Origin of the sequence: Paenibacillus aestuarii, assembly GCF_027789125.1 — a bacterium.
Lineage (GTDB): Bacteria > Bacillota > Bacilli > Paenibacillales > NBRC-103111 > Paenibacillus_E > Paenibacillus_E aestuarii.
Map to the genome: position 1 here is coordinate 1 of NZ_JAQFVF010000035.1, position 17,165 is coordinate 17,165.

Genomic DNA, 17,165 nt, shown 5'->3' on the forward strand with positions numbered 1-17,165 from the left:
CGACCGTTAAGCCCTCCAGCGTCGATGGTACTTGAACCGAAGGGTTCTGGGAGAGTAGAACGTTGCCAAGCGAATGCCCACCTGGTGGGCTTTTTATTATACGGAGGCTTAGTGAAGTGGCTAAACACGGCAGACTGTAAATCTGCTCTCTCCGAGTTCGGTGGTTCGAATCCATCAGCCTCCACCAATTTCATATGCGGAAGTGGCTCAGGGGTAGAGCATCGCCTTGCCAAGGCGAGGGTCGCGGGTTCGAATCCCGTCTTCCGCTTCATATGAAGAAACCAGCAAACATCCAAGTTTGCTGTTTTTTTGTTTTACCACGGACATCCTAGTGGATGATTCGGGTGATCTGTTTCTTTTTCCATGACCAGCGGTAATAAGCATACTGCAAGGCCAGGCTGACGAAGAACGCGATCGGATAGGCGGTCCAAATTCCTTGTATACCCAGACTGGTATAATTGGAGAACACAAAGGCTGCCGGCACTTCCACACACCAGATCGAAATGACGCTGAAGATCGTCGGCATCAATACGGTTCCGCTGGCCCGCATAATCGAAGTTACAATCATGGCATGCCCATAAATCAGATAACTCCATAAGGTAATCATAAGCAGGCTATGCGCGATTTGGATCGTTTCTTGACTGGTGAGGAACCAGGATAAAATATTTTCCGAGAAAAGATAAACGAGTAGAATGAGAATGCCGCCGATCAAGTAGTTCAGCAGTAGGCCGGTGCGCAGCACTTTATCCAGCCGTTCCAGTTGATTAGCGCCTATAGCTTGCGCAGCAAAGATAGACACGGTAATCCCGATGCTTATCGCAGGCATGGACACGTAACTGGCCACTTGATTGACGGCGCCGTATGCTGCGGTAGCATTCGAACCATAATGATTCACGAAAGCAATAACGGCAATCTCCGATAGCGAGACGAGAATCATATTCACACTGGATGGAATCCCAAGGCGCAGCAATAATTTGAGGATGGCAAAGTCCATCTTGAGATGATGCGCTGTCGCGGCGTCGAACCGGAGCGTATGCTTCGTTTTTTGCAGATAGAACAGCAGTAAAATGAAAGTGAATATGGTCGAAATGACCGAAGCGTAAGCCGCTCCATAAAGGCCAAACGCCGGTAATCCAAGCCAGCCAAAGATGAGGACGGGCAATAAGAGCAAATTAAGTGCTGTGCTGACAAGAAGCGAATAAAAGGGTGTCTTCGAGTCGCCTGTTCCGCGCATGAATGTCGTATAAGCAAAGTATAGAAATAAAAAGGGCATAGACCAGAACAAAATCCGCGCGTAATGAACGCTAACCTCAATGATATTCGCCGGTGTACCCAACCAACTCATGATATCCCAGGTGAAAATCCCCCCCAACAGCGACAGCACGATCCCCAAAATAAAAGTGAAGGTGAGCGTCGTGCCGACAACAGCTTTTAATTTTTCTTCGTTGCGCTCCCCGTAAGCTTGGCCGATTAAGATCGCACTGCCGGAACCAATCCCAATCGTAAAGGATACCAACAGGAAAAATAAGGGGAAGAACGACGAAATCGCGGCTAAGGCGTCTACGCCATAATAACGTCCAACAACGACACTGCCTACCAATTGACCGATCGATTGCAGAGCATTGCTTAAAATCAAGGGCATCAAAAACATAAACATAGTTCGAAGCAAAGGTTTGGTATTTGCTTGACGGATCACTTGCGCTTCCAATGTAAAAACTCCTATCTGTGGTGTAGTGTTTTTTTTGCTCACCTATGTCGGAGGAGATAAGTAAACAAATTTATGAATCATCTATTATTATATGAACAAAACACAATTATGTCTATAAAATAAAACCCATTCCAAACCTTAACAGTTCGTGATGGGTGATAGGCATGAATCTTTTATATATGTAAGGCTCGTTCCCGCAGCTCTGAAGGGTAAAAACCAAAGTACTCGCTAAACAGCTTGGTAAAATGCCGTGTGCTATGATAGCCGACTTTCTCAGCAGCCTCTTGCACCTTCATCGCCGGATGCTTGAGAAGCAACTCCTTGGCTTTCAGCATGCGCGTCTCCGTCAGAAATTTGACAAAGGTGACGCCCTGCTTCTTATGAAATAATGAACTTAAATAATTGGGGGTCACATTGAACTCCCCAGCGATTTGTCCAATGCCGATGTCGTTCATATAGTTGTGGTTCACGTATTGAATAACTAACTGAATCCAGTCTCCTTGCAGCTTCTCGTCGGGGGAACGTTCAGAAAGCATTTTTTCACCGTGACTGAGCAGGGCGGCGAACCATTTCTCTGTATCGTCACGCAGGCTGAAGGAGATTTCAAAATCAATGGCACATTGAAGAAAATTGCAAACCGCTTGCACGACTTTTGCGTCATGCAGCAGCTTATCCGTAAACGCTTTCTTTAAGAAAGCGTGTTCCTTCGAATAATGGACATAGTCCTTCTCAGTAAACAGTCTGCACAGCGTTTCCAAGTGCTGGCCCAGCGCTTGAAGCTCCGTCTGTTTGTTCATTCGGACGACTTCCGGGTAGGGAAGGAACCGACCTGCCTGCACGCTGCGGGAAGGGGAACAAGCTTCAATAACCCGGAGCTGCTCGCTAATTTGCCCTAAGTCCGAGCTGGCCTCCGTCTGATAAGCCGTCAATAAGCAGGAGCTATTATTGAAAAGCGCAGCTTCGTGTTCGACACACTGATGAAACTCCTTACGCAAAGCAGCGGAGCTATTTAATGAAGAAGAGGCATCCCATGCCATGAACAAAGCAAGGTTTCCATTATGCAGCGTTGTGATCGCGAATCGGACACCTCGATGCGTCAGTTTGCTCGCCGAGCATTGATGCAATACATGGACAAATCGAGCCCTTAATTCCATTTTTTTGCTTTCATTCAGGAAGCTATCGAGATAAAATACAGTCGCTCTACATTGAAAGCTGCGATAATAAGCGCTGGTGTCCATATCTGCTACGGATTTGGCCCCTGTCGTCAACAGCAGGATATCCTGCTCGAAGTGCCGATTGGCGGCGGCCAAATCCTCGACATATGTCTCGTAAGCTCGACGGATACAGCTGTGCAAATCTTCTGGCGTCGCCGGCTTAAGCAAATATTCTTTGGCTCCCAGCTTTAAGGCGTTCCTCGCATAATCGAACTCGGCAAAGCCCGTCAGCACCACCCATTGCGTGGATGGGCAGCGGTCCTTAACGAGTTGAATGGCATCGAGGCCATTCAGCTTCGGCATGCGGATATCGACGAAGACGAGATCGGGGGCCAGCTTCTCCGCAAGCTCCACGAGTTCCTCGCCATTTTTGGCTTCGCCAACCACTTGAATCGGAAGCTCCAGCTCGCTCAGCATGCTCCGCAGGCTGGATCGAACCAGGCTTTCATCATCGGCAATGAGGACATTCATGCTCTCCACTCCTTATATCGGAATCAAAATGGTTACTAAGGTTCCCGCCCCCGGTGAGCTGGATAAATTTAACTCAGCCTTTTCATAAGACATTAACAATCTGGCTTTGACATTGGCAATCCCGATATGCTGCTGCGCGTCGTCAGGAGCTGCCTCGAAGCCGACACCGTTGTCAGACATTTCGATTCGCAAGCAACTTTGTTCATCGGCCCGCTCCATGGCGGCTGTGATGCGGACGACACACGGCTCATCGGACGGCTCTACGCCATGAATAATGGCGTTTTCCACAATTGGCTGCAGCAGAAGCTTCGGGATCGGGAAGGAGGCGGCGGCCTCGTCTAATTGGAAGATCATCGTTAATCTTTCATCAAATCGCAGCTGCTGCAGCAAGGCATACTTTTGCAGAAACTCAAATTCATCCTTGAGCGTCGCTGATTGGCTATCTCCAAGAATGTAGCGCAGCATGCCGCTTAGGGAGAACACGGCCGCCTCCAGCTTTTTCGTCTCTCCGGCCCGGTTCAAGCCGATGATGCCATTGAGGGTGTTATATAGAAAATGGGGCTGAATTTGTGATTGCAGTGCGCGATACTCGGCATTGCGCTGAGCCAGAACAGCCTTGTATTCGCGATTAATCAACTCGTCCAGCTGATTGATCATTTTATTGAACGACTCTCCCAGCTGGCCGATTTCGTCCATATTGTTGACTGAATAGCGGGCTTCCAGATTTCCCTTTTTAACCTCTTTCATCACTTCCACCATGCGCTTGAACGGTGTGATGATCCAGCGAGAGAAGTAATGAAACATGAAGAAAGTGACAATCAGACTGACGACGGACAGCAGTACAGCGACGAAATAAATCCAACGGACTTTCGCTTTCACTTCGGCGCTCGCTAACAGAACAACGACGTTCCAATTCGAAGTGGCGAGCTTTTTTGAAACGGTTACATAAGACGGATTTTCAATAGTGTCCGGTGTATCACTTTGCTCAAGTTGACGCTTCATCTCCTGTGGAATCGGATGATTGGCATAGATGATCCGTTTATTCTCATCGAGGACGGCAATGATGGAGCTTACGTTGAAGGTGATGTCCTTCGTAATCTTCTCCAGGACGACGGTATCCGCATCCGCCAGAATGACAGCCAGAGGCTCTCGAGAATCAGGATCCTTGATCAGGCGCGCTACGGAAAAAACGCGGGACGCCTTGGAGTTGACGATGTAATCCTGCGGGTGGGAGCTGATAAAAGCGGCCTTGCCGTCGGCTTCAAGCGCTTTCTTATACCAGTCCTGTGTGGAAAATGGGTAGTCGGACACCAGTCTGGATAAATTAGAACGGGAGGTCATGTACACGCCGCCGTTGCCGTTGGAGATCGTGATCGTGCTCAGAATATCATTGCGCGTATTGATCAAATAATTCGGCATGGTGACGGATAAAGCTCTGTCCGTTTGCAATCGGGTGTAGGCGTCGGCATTCTCGTAACGGTTGCTGGCTTTCAGTTTCAGCGCCCGCATGACCTCGTCGTTCAAATAAGGCGAAGAGGACAGGCGTTCCAAATCATCCAGATACGTCTCGATATTGAGTGCCAACGCGTTGATCGTTCCGGTTGTGAGCTTCTCGGTTTCTTTGGTAATCAAGCGTTCGCTAAAAAATGGAAGAACAAAAGCTAAGATAATGATCGGGGTAACGATGGACAGCAGGTAAATGCCGATGAGTTTGAATCTCAATGTGCGGAAAAAGGTCATAGCAACACTCCCTTATGAAAGAGAATACGGTCTTGGGGAGGATTGGTCAACTTTATTTTTGATCAAGTATAATGAATCCAGCATGTGTAGAAATGAGCGCATGGTCTGTTGATTTGGCACATATGAAAGCGTAATCAGCACTGATATTATTGGGGAAGTATAGAGGGTCTATACAAAACTCATCGAGGGGGATATGTATGAGGAAATCAAAAGTGTTTACCGTATTGTCAGTCATGCTGGTTGCAGGAACCGTCCTGAGCGCATGCGGCAGCGGAGATAGCAGCAGTAGCAGCAGTGCCAGCGCCAGCCCGACTCCCGGAACGCCTGCTTCGACGGCGAAGAGCACCGACACAGGAAAGCAAGTAACCCTTACGGTTGCGACAAATATTGTCGGTGAGCCTGCGAACGTGCTGCAGGGGATTGCAAAAAGTTTTGAACAAGAGAATCCGAACATTCATGTTGAATTCAGCGCCCCTGGCGCCGAGTACGAAAATATTATGAAGATTAAGATGGCGTCGAACTCGATGCCGGACGTATTCTCGACGCATGGTTGGGCGAAAATCCGCTATGGCAACTATTTGCTCGATCTCAAAGATCAGCCTTGGGTAAGCCAACTGGATGCTAACATCAAACCGGCTGTAACCGACGAGAGCGGCAAAGTGTATGCGCTTCCGATCGATCAGGATAAATCCGGTCCTGTTTATAACGCTGATGTTCTTAATCAATACGGCATCAAGGTGCCGACCACGATTGAAGAACTGCTGCAGGCTTGCGAAGACATCAAGACCAAAAGCGGTGGCAAAGTGACACCGATTCATATCGGTGGCGCTGACAGCTGGCCAATCGGGCAATTTTTTGATTTCATGGCGAGTTCCTATTTTGTGAGCGGTAACAAAAGCTTTGGCAAGGAATTGAAGGATGGCTCCTTTGATTGGAAAAACTTTGATCAACTGCCGCAGATGTTCCTTGACTTGCAGAAAAAAGGCTACTTGAATAAGGACGTTCTGACAGCCAAGTACGATGATTCGGCCAAAGCGTTTGCGGAGGGCAAAGTGGCGTTCGGTTTCTACGGTCCTTTCCTCATCGAAGAAGCGAAGAAAACGAATCCGAATGTCAAAGGCGGCCTTATGCCGATCCAGGCTGCGGTTGCAGGCGATAAGACGACTTTTGCCGGCGGAGAGAAAACGACGTGGGGAATCTGGAAGGATACACCAAACGCAGAAGCAGCGAAGAAGTTCGTGGCTTACTATGCGAAGCCGGAAAATGTTGCGAAAGTGGCGAAAGCCCAGGTGCTTCCTCCGGGAATTAAAGGCGTGGCGGTGGATGCCGGAGACTTGACGAAAGATTTTGAGACGTACAAAGATGTGCCAGTGTTCCCTTACTTTGACCGGGAGTACTTGCCGAACGGCATGTGGGATGTGATGTGCAAGAACGGCCAGGATATGCTGGCAGGCGCTATTACTCCAAGTCAATTCTCGGAAAATATGAAAAAAGAATTTGATCGTCTGCGAGCAGCTAAATAAAAAAAGAATAGCCCGTAGATGTTGCTGCATAAGGTCTGCGGGTTATTCCTTTTCATAAAGGATGGGAGCTACATGAAATCAGGAGGGCAACCGAGTCTACTGCGCCAATGGTTTAAATCATCTGCTGCGCTAAATATAATGTATGTTCCCGCCATGCTGCTGTTTGCCGTTTTCATCTTTTATCCGCTGATTCAAGGGGTGAAAATATCGTTCACCAATTGGGACGGTTATTCACAGCATTATGCATGGGTAGGTTGGGACAAATATAAGATGATGGTTACGGATCAAAAGGTGCTGCTGACGATGAAAAATACGCTCATCTACGGTCTGGGAAGCACGCTGCTGCAAAATTTCCTCGGCTTGGCGTATGCCCTGTTCCTCGATCAGAAGATTCGGGGCAAGGGACTGATTCGTACCATTGTCTATCTTCCCGTCATTATCAGCCCGCTAATTATGGGATATATTTGCTACTTCTTCTTCCAATACGACGGCGGTGCTGTGAATGATGTACTGCTGCTGCTTCATCTGGAGCCTCTCGATTGGTTAGCTTCGGGGCCTCGCGCCGTATGGATCATCACCTTGGTCAATACCTTCCAGTACATGGGCGTTGCCATGATCATTTATTTGGCCGGCCTGCAATCGATTTCGAAGGAGTATTATGAGGCTGCCGATATCGATGGGGCGCAGTCGGGCGCGAAGTTCAAGAACATTACGCTTCCGCTTCTCATGCCTGCTATCACCATCAACATTGTCCTCAACATCATTGGCGGACTCAAGTTGTTTGACGTCATCATGGCGATGACCAAGGGAGGTCCTGGCTATGCCTCGCAATCCTTATCGACGATGATGTATAACTTGTATTTTGCTCGCCAAGATGCCGGTTATGCGGCAGCGCTGGGCATTGTCATGTTCATTTTTATCTGTTTCTTTGGTCTTACCGCCCTGTACCTGCTGCGAAGAAAGGAAGTGAAGATGTGAAGAAGCGTAGAAACGGACTGGCTTATTTCATTGCCGCTGTGATTTTTGTCATTCACATCATTCCTTTTTATGTGTTGATCAGCATGTCGTTTAAGCCGGCCCAGGACACGAGCAGCAAATGGGTACTGCCCAAAACGCTGTATCTGCAAAACTTCGCCGAGTCGTGGAAAGCGGCTCAGCTGAACAGAGCTATTTTGAATAACAGTATCATCACAATTTCCGTTGTCGTCTTCGTGGTACTCATCGGCGCGCTCGCCTCTTATCCGCTGGCAAGATATCAGACGAAATGGAATAACTTCATTTATACGCTCAGCATCTCTTGTCTCATTGTTCCTGCGCTCACCATCCTGGTTCCTTTGTATAAACTTGTGGTGGATTTGCACGGGATTAACAGCTACTGGGCGATTATTCTCACGCAGGTGGCATTTGCCCTGCCGATTACGATTTTCTTATTTACAGGCTTTATCAACTCGGTTCCCCGTGAGCTGGACGAGGCTGGTCTCATTGACGGCTGCAGCCGGTTCGGGATTTTCTTCCGGATTATTATGCCGTTACTCAAGACGATTACGGCAACGGTCGTCATTTTGATCGGCGTTCAAGTCTGGAACGATTATCAATTCTCGGTATTTTTCCTGCAAAAAAAGCAAATGATGACCATTCCGGTTGCTTTATCCGGATTTATCTCGCAATTCCAAAGCAATGTAAATTGGGTAGCCGCAGGCTGCTTGATCGGCATGATGCCATTAACCGTGGTGTATCTATTACTGCAAAAATACTTCATCAAAGGCATGGTTGACGGCGCTGTCAAAGGGTAGAGACATCCATTCAATGACGATTTATGAAGGAGAGGATACGCATGATTTCAGTTCTGCACCGACCAGCGCGCAAGTGGATATCCACTATGCTTGTACCTGCATTAGTGGTGACAAGCACGTTCGGTTTGACAACAGGTACCGGCACCGTGCATGCAGCTTCCGGCTTCACACCGCCTCAGGCGGTATTCGATCATTTACAGCAAGACGATTGGTCCGAGATTCATGATGTCTTATCCAACGTTTACGGATCGATCACCACTCCGCTCAATATCAGCGATGTCGATAAGGGGAGCTACACAACAGGGCAGCTCATGGGCAATGGCGATATTGGAGCGATTGCCGCAGGTGTATCTCCTACCTCCCAGCAGTTTTATTTTGCCAAGAACGATTTCTGGGGAACGCTGCATGCGCAGGGTAGTTCTGTGAAGGACAACGCCGGCATCTTGTCGGGAGGCGGCTTGGATATATGGCCGACCCAGGGCGGTGGCAGCCAGTCGGCAGCTTCGTTTCAGATGAAGCAAGATATTTTGAACGCTCAAGTCGTTACCCAGATGCAGCTATCGAATGATAAGGGCAATGATGCCGATATTGAGCTGCGGTCGTGGACGGCTGATACGGACAATGTATTTGTCACTGAGGTTCAAAATAAAAGCAGCGACAGCATCACCCTGAATACGAAGCAATGGGTTCCGGCGATGGCCTACGCAAGCGGCAGCGCGACAGATTTAACGGATGCGCAGACAACTTACCCCTATACAGGGGGCATCGATATGACGGGCGCCAATCCGGTCCTGTGGACAACACGGGATACGAATGCGGGGAACTCCGGCAATACGACGGGCTTCAGGAGCCGCATGGCGACAGCCACAACGGTGGTAGGCACTACGCTCACGAATACCAAAGAGAAAATCGAAGCCAATGACTACTATGACAGTAACAAAGGGAAGTATTATAACTCGCTCGGCGAGTCCGGCGATTTCACCGTTGGCGCGAACGCATCCGTCTATCTCGTGACCTATTTCGCGAGCAGCAGCGGTGCTTATGACCAGATCGGCTCTGTGTCCGATGTGCAGACGAAGGCCGTGAGCGGGCTTACCGCTTACACGTCGAAGAGCGCGATCGATCAATTGAAAGCGGAGCATCTGAACTGGTGGAAAAATTACTGGCTGAAGAGCTACGCCCAGTTTAATGATGTTGAACTGAACCAGTACTATTACAGCTCTTTGTACATTCTTGGTAGCTCGAACAGACCGACAAGCGCGAATGGCAAAGTGAATGCGCAGAACCTCCCGGCCTCGATGTACGGCGAATGGGTGCCTGCGGATAATGTGGGCTGGGGCGGAAGATACTTCCTGAATTATAACCAACAAGCCCATTATTACGCTTCAGGCTCAACGAACAGAATCGAGACCGCTGTTCCTTACAACAGGGTGATTGCCTATGACCGTCCTTGGCAAATCAACAATGCGGTTGATCAAGGGTTCGATGGAGCTGTTCATGTGCGAACGCTATCTCCGTTTCACCTCATGGCTCAAGCGCAAGTCGATGCCGACCCGAAAGCGGCAACGAAAACCTATGGATTTAGCTCGGGATCCACGGATCAGAAATCGAACGGCATGTTCGCCGTGGTGCCGATGATTTTCTACTACGAATACACGCTGGATGACGGTTATCTGCGAGATGTGCTGTATCCATACCTGAAAGACTTGCTTACGTTCTACAGTTCTTATGTATTAAAGCAGGATGATAGTAATGGACAGTACCACTACTCCGTCATCGGCTCGTCCATTCACGAAGGGGATGCGGCTGACATCAATCCCGATCTGGATATCGGGGCGATTAAGTACATGTCCAAATTCCTCATCTCGCATGCTGCGGCAATGAACGAGGATCAGGCGAATATCGATCGTTGGCAGGATCTAATGGAACATACCGCCTATCCGGAGGCGATGCTGCCGAAAGGGATTTTTAATGCGGCGAATACCGGCAATCTGGTGCCTACGCTCATCGCGACGGATTATCAATCGCCTGACCAGCCGCATGTGGACATGATCGAGCCCGGGGATCAGCCTGTTGAGCTGGAAGGTGTCGTCTTCCCGTTCGAAAATGCGCAAATGCTGGACGGTGACAAAGAGCTGCTGCAAAAGGTGCGGAATACGCTGGAATATATGAACGCTTGGGCGGCGAGCGGCTTTGCCGGCTGGAGCAGTCAAAATAACGGCTTCCCCAAAGTGTATGCCATCGCTGCAAGAGCGGGTTGGCCAGCGGCAGATCTGCTCGCCAAGTTCAAGACAGCGCTGAAAGCCAAACTCCGAAGCAGCAACTTGACCTATTATGGCAGCGGTGGTGCTGTCGAGACGATCGCCTCCATGGAGGGCTTGAATTCGATGCTGCTGCAGAGCGATACTACGCCGAATATGCCGAGCACGATCTGGGTGTTCCCGAATTGGGATCAGTCGCGATCCGTATCGTTCGAGCGCTTAGGCGCCAAGGGGAATGTGGAAGTGTCCAGTACGTTTGACGCAGCGACGCAAACGGTTCCTTACGTGGACATCCACAGCCGGCGAGAGGGGCAAATCGCGCTGGTCCATCCATGGTCGGCCGGCAAACCTGTCATTCAAGTTGTCAACAATGACAACACCTTGGGTGATGCAGTGCCGTATACGATCCATGGCGGCAAAATTATTTTTGATGCGCATGCTGATACCCGTTATATGGTAATGAACGATATAACGGATGCAACGTCGCATGTGACAGATCTTGCTTTGGATAAATATGCTGCCAATCTGATCTACCAAGGTGGTAATGGCAGTGATAGTGCTGTAGTGACGGCCACTGTATACGGGAACGCTGGCGGCATGGTGACATGGTCTTCATCGGACAGCAGTGTGGTAACGGTGGAAGGGCATGGCCACACAGCTACGCTGAAAGCGGTAGGAACAGGCGCGAATAAAGTGGCCAATGTTACCGTCACGGCGACAAGCGCAGATGATGGCGGCGTGGCGCAGACGATCAAGGTCAAAGTCGCTGACGCTTCTACAGTGCCGACAAGCCTGACGATGGTCAGTCCGGGCAAAGCGACGATTTACGGTCCAGGCAGTACGGACGCTTCCACAGCGAAAGTGTCGGCGACGGACAGACTGCAGCTGACGGCATTCATCAGTCCCGTTAACGCATATGATAAACGGATTTTGTGGAAGAGTGACAAGCCGAACGTGGCGATGGTTGACAAAAATGGTTTAGTCATTGCGCGTGGAACCGGTACAGCCACTGTTACGGGAACGAGTATGGCGAATCCAAGCTTGCCGCCTATTACGAGTATCGTCACCGTGACCTCATCCGGTACGGACTTTAGCGGAGACGCCACGCTGGCTTCCGTCATCAATGCGGCTAAGTCCATATCCGCCTATGCCGGCGACAAGACGGGAAGCGGGGGCTTCACCCAGAAGTCGAGCAGCCCGAACTGGGAAGGCATGCAGGAGAATTTCCAGAAGGCCTATATCAATGCATTAGGCGTCAAGGATAAATACGCCGGTTATTCGACTTTTAATATTAGCCGGGACACCGCTTTCTTCACAGCCGTCGCTTTAAACGAAGCGATCCGCTCGATTGATCCGAGCAAAGCGTTAACCATCGTGCAAGATGTCGATAAAAGCGCGCTCGTTTCCGCCATCGATAGTGCCTCGAAATTGAAAGCTGACAATTTTGACACGGAAGAAGATTGGGCGAATCTGCAAGCTGCTTTGGCAGCTGCTCAGAGCGTGAACAGCGATCCTGCGGCGAAGCAAGCCGATGTGGATAACGCCTACGAGGCTTTGAAAGCAGCGATGAGCAAAGTGGCCAGTATGCCCACATCGTCCGGCGGTGTGCCTGTTATTCAAGCCAATACGGTGACAGCCGACGTATATGGAAGCCGCTTTGTGCAAATGCAGGCACCGCTGGGCACGTGGAAGTGGACGGTGGCGAATGCTGACGGTTCAGCGAGCACGGCGGCCACGATCGATCCAAACGGCGGATTGCTGTACGCCACAGCGGAAGGGGCTTATCAAGTGACAGCCACGGAAGTCGGCGGTTCGTCTGTCTACAATTCTTTGATCGCCTTTCATCAAATGTCAGCCATTACGAATTTGACGATGAACGGCAATGGTAACGGCAAAGTGTTCGGTTCGACGAGCAGCGGTTCCTACCCGCCGACCAACGTTTTTGACGGCAGTACGAGCACGTTCTTCGATCATAGCACTAGCGAGCCTTATGTCGGTTGGGACTTCGGCCAGCCTGTTGCGGCCAATGTCATTCGCTTCCTGCCGCGTACCGGCTCGAATGCAGCCCGCATTTTCGGTGCGAAGCTGCAGGGTTCCAACACGTCGCAATCCAGCGGCTATGTGGACTTGTTAACGATTACGGATGCGATCTCGAATGGCACGTCTTCATCCTGGTTCATCAAAAACCTGAGCAATACGACGGGCTATCGTTATTACCGTTGGCTGGGTACGAACGGGTCGCATGGTAACGTGGCGGAAATTCAGCTTTTTGTCAACGTAGACAAAACGGAGCTCGGCAAAGCCCTGAACGCGGCTCAATCGCTTGTTGCAAGCAATTATACCGAGCGTTCATGGGAAGTTATGCAATCCGCAATGACGAATGCGGATCTGGTGTTCAATAATCCGACGGCCGGCCAAGCGGATATTGATGCGGCTGCAGCCGAAGTGCGCTCGGCGATGGATGGGCTGCAAGTAGCGGAAGGAAGCGTACTGGCAATAGCAGCCGGCATTACGTCGATTGCTCCGCCGGCGAAGGATGCCGTTATGTTAATCCTGCCAACGGTTCCTGCAGGATTCACAATAGCGATTCATAGCTCAAGCGATCCGGTTGTCATTGCTACGTATGGAGCGATTCAGCCGCAGGATACCGATGTGACGGTTCATCTTGTGTTAGAAGTAACCGCAGAATCCGACCATTCGCAAGCACTCACAAACAGCATACCTGTCGTCGTGCCTGCGGGTTCGACAGCTGCTGAGATAGCAGCCGGGATCACAGCCATCGCGCAACCTGCGAAGGATGCGCTTTCGTTAGCGCTGCCGCAGGTGCCGCCAGGATTCACCATCGGCATTAAGAGCTCCAGTAACACCGTGGTACTGGACACGTATGGCAACATTACACCGCCGGTGAAGTATACGACTGTATATCTGGTGCTGGAAGTGACGAAACTGGCGAATCAAACGAAGGCGGATACAGGCGCGATTCAAGTGAACGTGCTGCCGAAGTCCGGAGATGACAAAGGGAATGGCGGCAGTGTAAACAGTGGCGGAAGCGGCTCACCATCGCAACCGGAACAACCGCAAACGGGCACACAGCTCGTGACTTCCGAGGATCTTGCGCAGCTTAACGCTGAAGGCAGCGTATCCATTCCGATTTCGTCGGATGTGCTGCAGGTCGCGCTTCCTGCTCGCTCAGCGGAGCTTCTTGCCGGACATCCACTGGTAATCCAATCGGATAAACTGTCGCTTACCATTCCAGCCGAAGTGCTGGCACAGCTTGCAGATCAGCTTTCAGGCGACGATCTGCTAACGAGCACGATCCAACTGAGCGTGAAGCCGCTCTCCGGTACCGAAGCCCAAAGTCTCCTTGCCAAGGGAGAAACGCTTAGCGGTGCGGATCTTCAATTATCAGGCGAGATTTTTGATTTTAGCTTATCGCTGGTCACCAAAGATGGTCATGTGACAAGCAGCCTAAGCAGCTTTAATCAGCCGCTGACGATTCGCTTGAAGACGGATGCAGCGATGAATCCGGATTTGCTCGGCATTTACTACATCGCTGATAACGGACAGCTGGAGTATGTCGGCGGACGATTCGAGCAAGGCGAGCTGGTGGCGGAGATTCATCATTTTAGCAAATACGCAGTTCTGGCGTTCAAAAAATCATTTGCCGATGTCCCGTCCACTCACTGGGCTGCGGAAGCCATTGCAGCGCTGACGGCGAGGCACATTGCGAATGGAACAAGCGACACTGCTTTTGAGCCGGAACGCTCTGTAACACGTGCGGAATTCACAGCTTTGCTTGTCAGAGCGCTGCATTTAACGGCGGCGGGCGAGCAGAAGTTTGCTGACGTAAATGCGCAGGCTTGGTACGCCGAGCCTATTGCGATCGCGGTGAAGGCAGGAATTGCCGGCGGCAGGAGCGATCAGGCATTTGCTCCCGACATGCAAATCACCCGCGAAGAAATGGTTACGATGCTGATGCGCGCATACGCGCTCGCCAAAGGGACGAAGCCGAATGACAAAGCGGCCGTATCCTTTAGCGATGAGTCAGCCATTGCACCATGGGCTCTCGTTGATGTCAAAGAGGCGGCAGCGCTCCAACTTGTTAATGGACGCGAAGCCGATAAATTCGTACCTGGCGGCATTTCTACGCGTGCCGAAGCTGCCGCGTTAATCTACCGCATGCTGAAGTAAACTATCGCAAGCACCAACGATGAGTTGGTGCTTGCTTTCTACTAAAAAGAGAGCGGAGGAGCTCTGTTATGCCTATTTTTTACCAGGAGTCCAGTAAGCAATTTCATTTACAAGCCAAAGAAACCAGTTATATCATACAGATTCTGCCTTCAGGCCATCTTGCGCATGTGTATTGGGGCAAAAAGCTGCATAGCCGGCATGCGCCCAAGCTGCCCCCGTTTATCGATCGTCCTTTCTCTCCGAATACAGGAAGCGGGAAACGAATGTTTTCGTTAGACACATTGCCGCAAGAATATCCCGCGTATGGCCAGGGCGATTACCGGCATCCTGCATTGGAAACCGAGCTGGAGAACGGCTCGCGCATCACTGATTTACGGTATGCCGGTTACCGCATCTATGAAGGAAAACCGCAGTTAGCGGGACTGCCTGCCACTTATGTCGAACAACAGGACGAAGCTTGGACGCTCGAAATCGAGCTGAAGGACCAAATTAGCGGCTTGCAGGCGACGCTGCTTTACTCCGTTTTTGAACAGCATAATGCGCTGGCTCGGTCGGTTCGTTTCCTGAATAACTCGGATCACAGCTTGAAGCTCGCGCGCGCGTTAAGTATGAGTGTCGATATGCCCCATGCAAACTATGATGCGCTGCATCTGGCCGGCACTTGGGCGAAGGAAAGGCATGTCGAGCGTTCAGCCGTCACAAGCGGCAGCAAATCGATCGGCAGCAGCAGAGGGGCCAGCAGCCATCAGTACAATCCGTTTGTTGCGCTTCTTCAGCCGAACGCCGACGAGGATCACGGGGATGTTTACGGGTTCAGCCTCGTTTACAGCGGTAACTTTAGCGCGACGATTGAAGTCGACCCTTTTTATCATACACGGGTATCGATGGGCATCAATCCTTTTGATTTTACCTGGCTGCTTGAGCCTGGCGAGACGTTCCAGACACCTGAAGCTGTGCTCGTATACTCCGCTGAAGGATTGGGAGGCATGTCCAGAACGTTTCATAAACTGTACCGTACCCGGTTGTGCCGGGGAATTTACCGCGATCAAAGCAGACCTGTATTAATTAACAACTGGGAAGCGACTTATTTTGACTTCAGCGAAGAAAAAATCGAAGCGATCGCCAAGGCCGCAGGCGAGCTCGGCATCGAGCTGTTCGTGCTGGATGACGGCTGGTTCGGGCGCAGAAACGACGATACCAGCTCGCTCGGCGACTGGTACGTGAACCGTGACAAGCTTCCGCACGGTCTGGACCACTTGGCTAAGCGCGTCAATGAACAAGGCCTGCAGTTCGGGCTATGGTTTGAGCCGGAGATGGTATCCCCTGACAGTGACCTTTACCGCGCGCATCCGGACTGGTGCTTGCACGTTCCTGGCCGTGATCGGACGCTTGGCAGAAATCAGCTTGTGCTGGATTTAAGCAGAGAAGACGTCTGCGCGGAAGTCGTGCGCCGGGTTTCAAGTATTTTGGCGGGGGCGCCGATCTCTTATGTCAAATGGGACATGAACCGCCATATGACGGAAATCGGCTCCGCGAAGCTCGCCCCGAACCGGCAGAAGGAGACCGCGCATAGGTACATGCTGGGGTTATACCGCATTATGGACGAGATTACGGCGGCCTTCCCGCATGTTTTGTTCGAAAGCTGCTCCGGTGGCGGCGGCAGATTCGATCCGGGCATTCTGCATTACATGCCGCAGACGTGGACAAGCGACAACACCGACGCGGTGGCCCGCCTGAAGATTCAGTACGGGACCAGTCTGGTCTACCCCGTAAGCGCCATGGGGGTGCATATCTCGGCTGTGCCGAATCATCAAATGCACCGTTCCACCTCGTTGAAGATGCGCGGTGATGTGGCGATGTCCGGCAATTTTGGCTACGAATTAGATCTGACGGCGTTCACGGAGGAAGAAAGAGAACTGGCCATCTTGCAAATTGCCACGTACAAGGAAGTGAGAGAGCTGGTTCAACAGGGCAGCTTTCATCGGATTTTGAGCCCGTTTGACGGTAGCGAGGCGGCCTGGATGTTTGTTGCAGAAGACCAGTCGGAAGCGCTGGTCGCTTATTTTAAGGTGCTCGCAGAATCGAATGAGCCGACGAAACAGCTCCGGTTGAAGGGTTTGCATCCTGAATACGTCTACGAGATGGAAGGAACGGATGAGAGGTATGGCGGAGATGAGCTGATGTATGCAGGCATATTCCTGCCTGATCTTCATGGAGATTTTCAAAGTCTTCTATGGCGGTTTAAGGCAGTAAAATAGCAGCAC

8 protein-coding genes and 2 tRNA genes are annotated in these 17,165 nt (G+C 50.9%); 7 read left to right on the forward strand and 3 right to left on the reverse strand.

Features of this window, described 5'->3' with window-relative positions; genetic code table 11:
* Window positions 1-102: 102 nt before the first annotated feature.
* Both O9139_RS17065 and O9139_RS17070 read left to right on the forward strand, forming a co-directional pair.
* Window positions 103-187: transfer RNA gene (locus O9139_RS17065), tRNA-Tyr, on the forward strand.
* A 9-nt stretch (window positions 188-196) separates the two neighbouring features.
* Window positions 197-268, forward strand: a tRNA-Gly gene (locus O9139_RS17070).
* A 60-nt stretch (window positions 269-328) separates the two neighbouring features.
* Here the strand turns inward: O9139_RS17070 and O9139_RS17075 are convergent.
* The 3 genes from O9139_RS17075 to O9139_RS17085 all read right to left on the reverse strand — a co-directional run bounded on the left by O9139_RS17075 (window position 329) and on the right by O9139_RS17085 (window position 5,133).
* The gene (locus O9139_RS17075) at window positions 329-1,657 is read right to left on the reverse strand and encodes an MATE family efflux transporter (RefSeq protein ID WP_270880726.1); all 1,329 of its coding nucleotides are present in this window, start codon (window positions 1,655-1,657) and stop codon (window positions 329-331) included.
* Between the two features lie 224 nt (window positions 1,658-1,881).
* Entirely contained in the window at window positions 1,882-3,393 is a 1,512-nt protein-coding gene (locus O9139_RS17080; protein ID WP_270880681.1) for a response regulator transcription factor, read from the reverse strand.
* Between the two features lie 12 nt (window positions 3,394-3,405).
* Window positions 3,406-5,133 (reverse strand): cache domain-containing sensor histidine kinase, encoded by a 1,728-nt coding sequence (locus O9139_RS17085; RefSeq protein WP_270880682.1) that lies wholly within the window; start codon window positions 5,131-5,133, stop codon window positions 3,406-3,408.
* A 197-nt stretch (window positions 5,134-5,330) separates the two neighbouring features.
* Between O9139_RS17085 and O9139_RS17090 the strand changes: the two genes are divergently transcribed.
* The 5 genes from O9139_RS17090 (at window position 5,331) to O9139_RS17110 (ending at window position 17,159) form a co-directional block, all read left to right on the forward strand.
* Window positions 5,331-6,656 (forward strand): ABC transporter substrate-binding protein, encoded by a 1,326-nt coding sequence (locus tag O9139_RS17090; protein WP_270880683.1) that lies wholly within the window; start codon window positions 5,331-5,333, stop codon window positions 6,654-6,656.
* A gap of 72 nt (window positions 6,657-6,728) precedes the next feature.
* Window positions 6,729-7,634 (forward strand): carbohydrate ABC transporter permease, encoded by a 906-nt coding sequence (locus O9139_RS17095; RefSeq protein ID WP_270880684.1) that lies wholly within the window; start codon window positions 6,729-6,731, stop codon window positions 7,632-7,634.
* Window positions 7,631-8,449: a carbohydrate ABC transporter permease gene (locus tag O9139_RS17100; protein ID WP_270880685.1), complete on the forward strand. Its 819-nt coding sequence runs from the start codon at window positions 7,631-7,633 to the stop codon at window positions 8,447-8,449. Before O9139_RS17095 ends, O9139_RS17100 begins: the two co-directional genes overlap by 4 nt.
* 41 nt (window positions 8,450-8,490) lie before the next feature.
* Entirely contained in the window at window positions 8,491-14,901 is a 6,411-nt protein-coding gene (locus O9139_RS17105; RefSeq protein WP_270880686.1) for an S-layer homology domain-containing protein, read from the forward strand.
* Window positions 14,902-14,969: 68 nt separating this feature from the next.
* Window positions 14,970-17,159: an alpha-galactosidase gene (locus tag O9139_RS17110; protein ID WP_270880687.1), complete on the forward strand. Its 2,190-nt coding sequence runs from the start codon at window positions 14,970-14,972 to the stop codon at window positions 17,157-17,159.
* The last annotated feature ends 6 nt before the right edge of the window (window positions 17,160-17,165 follow it).

Excerpts from the sequence above, each read along its gene's own strand:
- O9139_RS17075 (WP_270880726.1), bottom strand. The coding sequence starts at position 1,657 with ATGTTTATGTTTTTGATGCCCTTGATTTTAAGCAATGCTCTGCAATCG.
- O9139_RS17080 (WP_270880681.1), bottom strand. The coding sequence starts at position 3,393 with ATGAATGTCCTCATTGCCGATGATGAAAGCCTGGTTCGATCCAGCCTG.
- O9139_RS17085 (WP_270880682.1), bottom strand. The coding sequence starts at position 5,133 with ATGACCTTTTTCCGCACATTGAGATTCAAACTCATCGGCATTTACCTG.
- O9139_RS17090 (WP_270880683.1), top strand. The coding sequence starts at position 5,331 with ATGAGGAAATCAAAAGTGTTTACCGTATTGTCAGTCATGCTGGTTGCA.
- O9139_RS17095 (WP_270880684.1), top strand. The coding sequence starts at position 6,729 with ATGAAATCAGGAGGGCAACCGAGTCTACTGCGCCAATGGTTTAAATCA.
- O9139_RS17105 (WP_270880686.1), top strand. The coding sequence starts at position 8,491 with ATGATTTCAGTTCTGCACCGACCAGCGCGCAAGTGGATATCCACTATG.
- O9139_RS17110 (WP_270880687.1), top strand. The coding sequence starts at position 14,970 with ATGCCTATTTTTTACCAGGAGTCCAGTAAGCAATTTCATTTACAAGCC.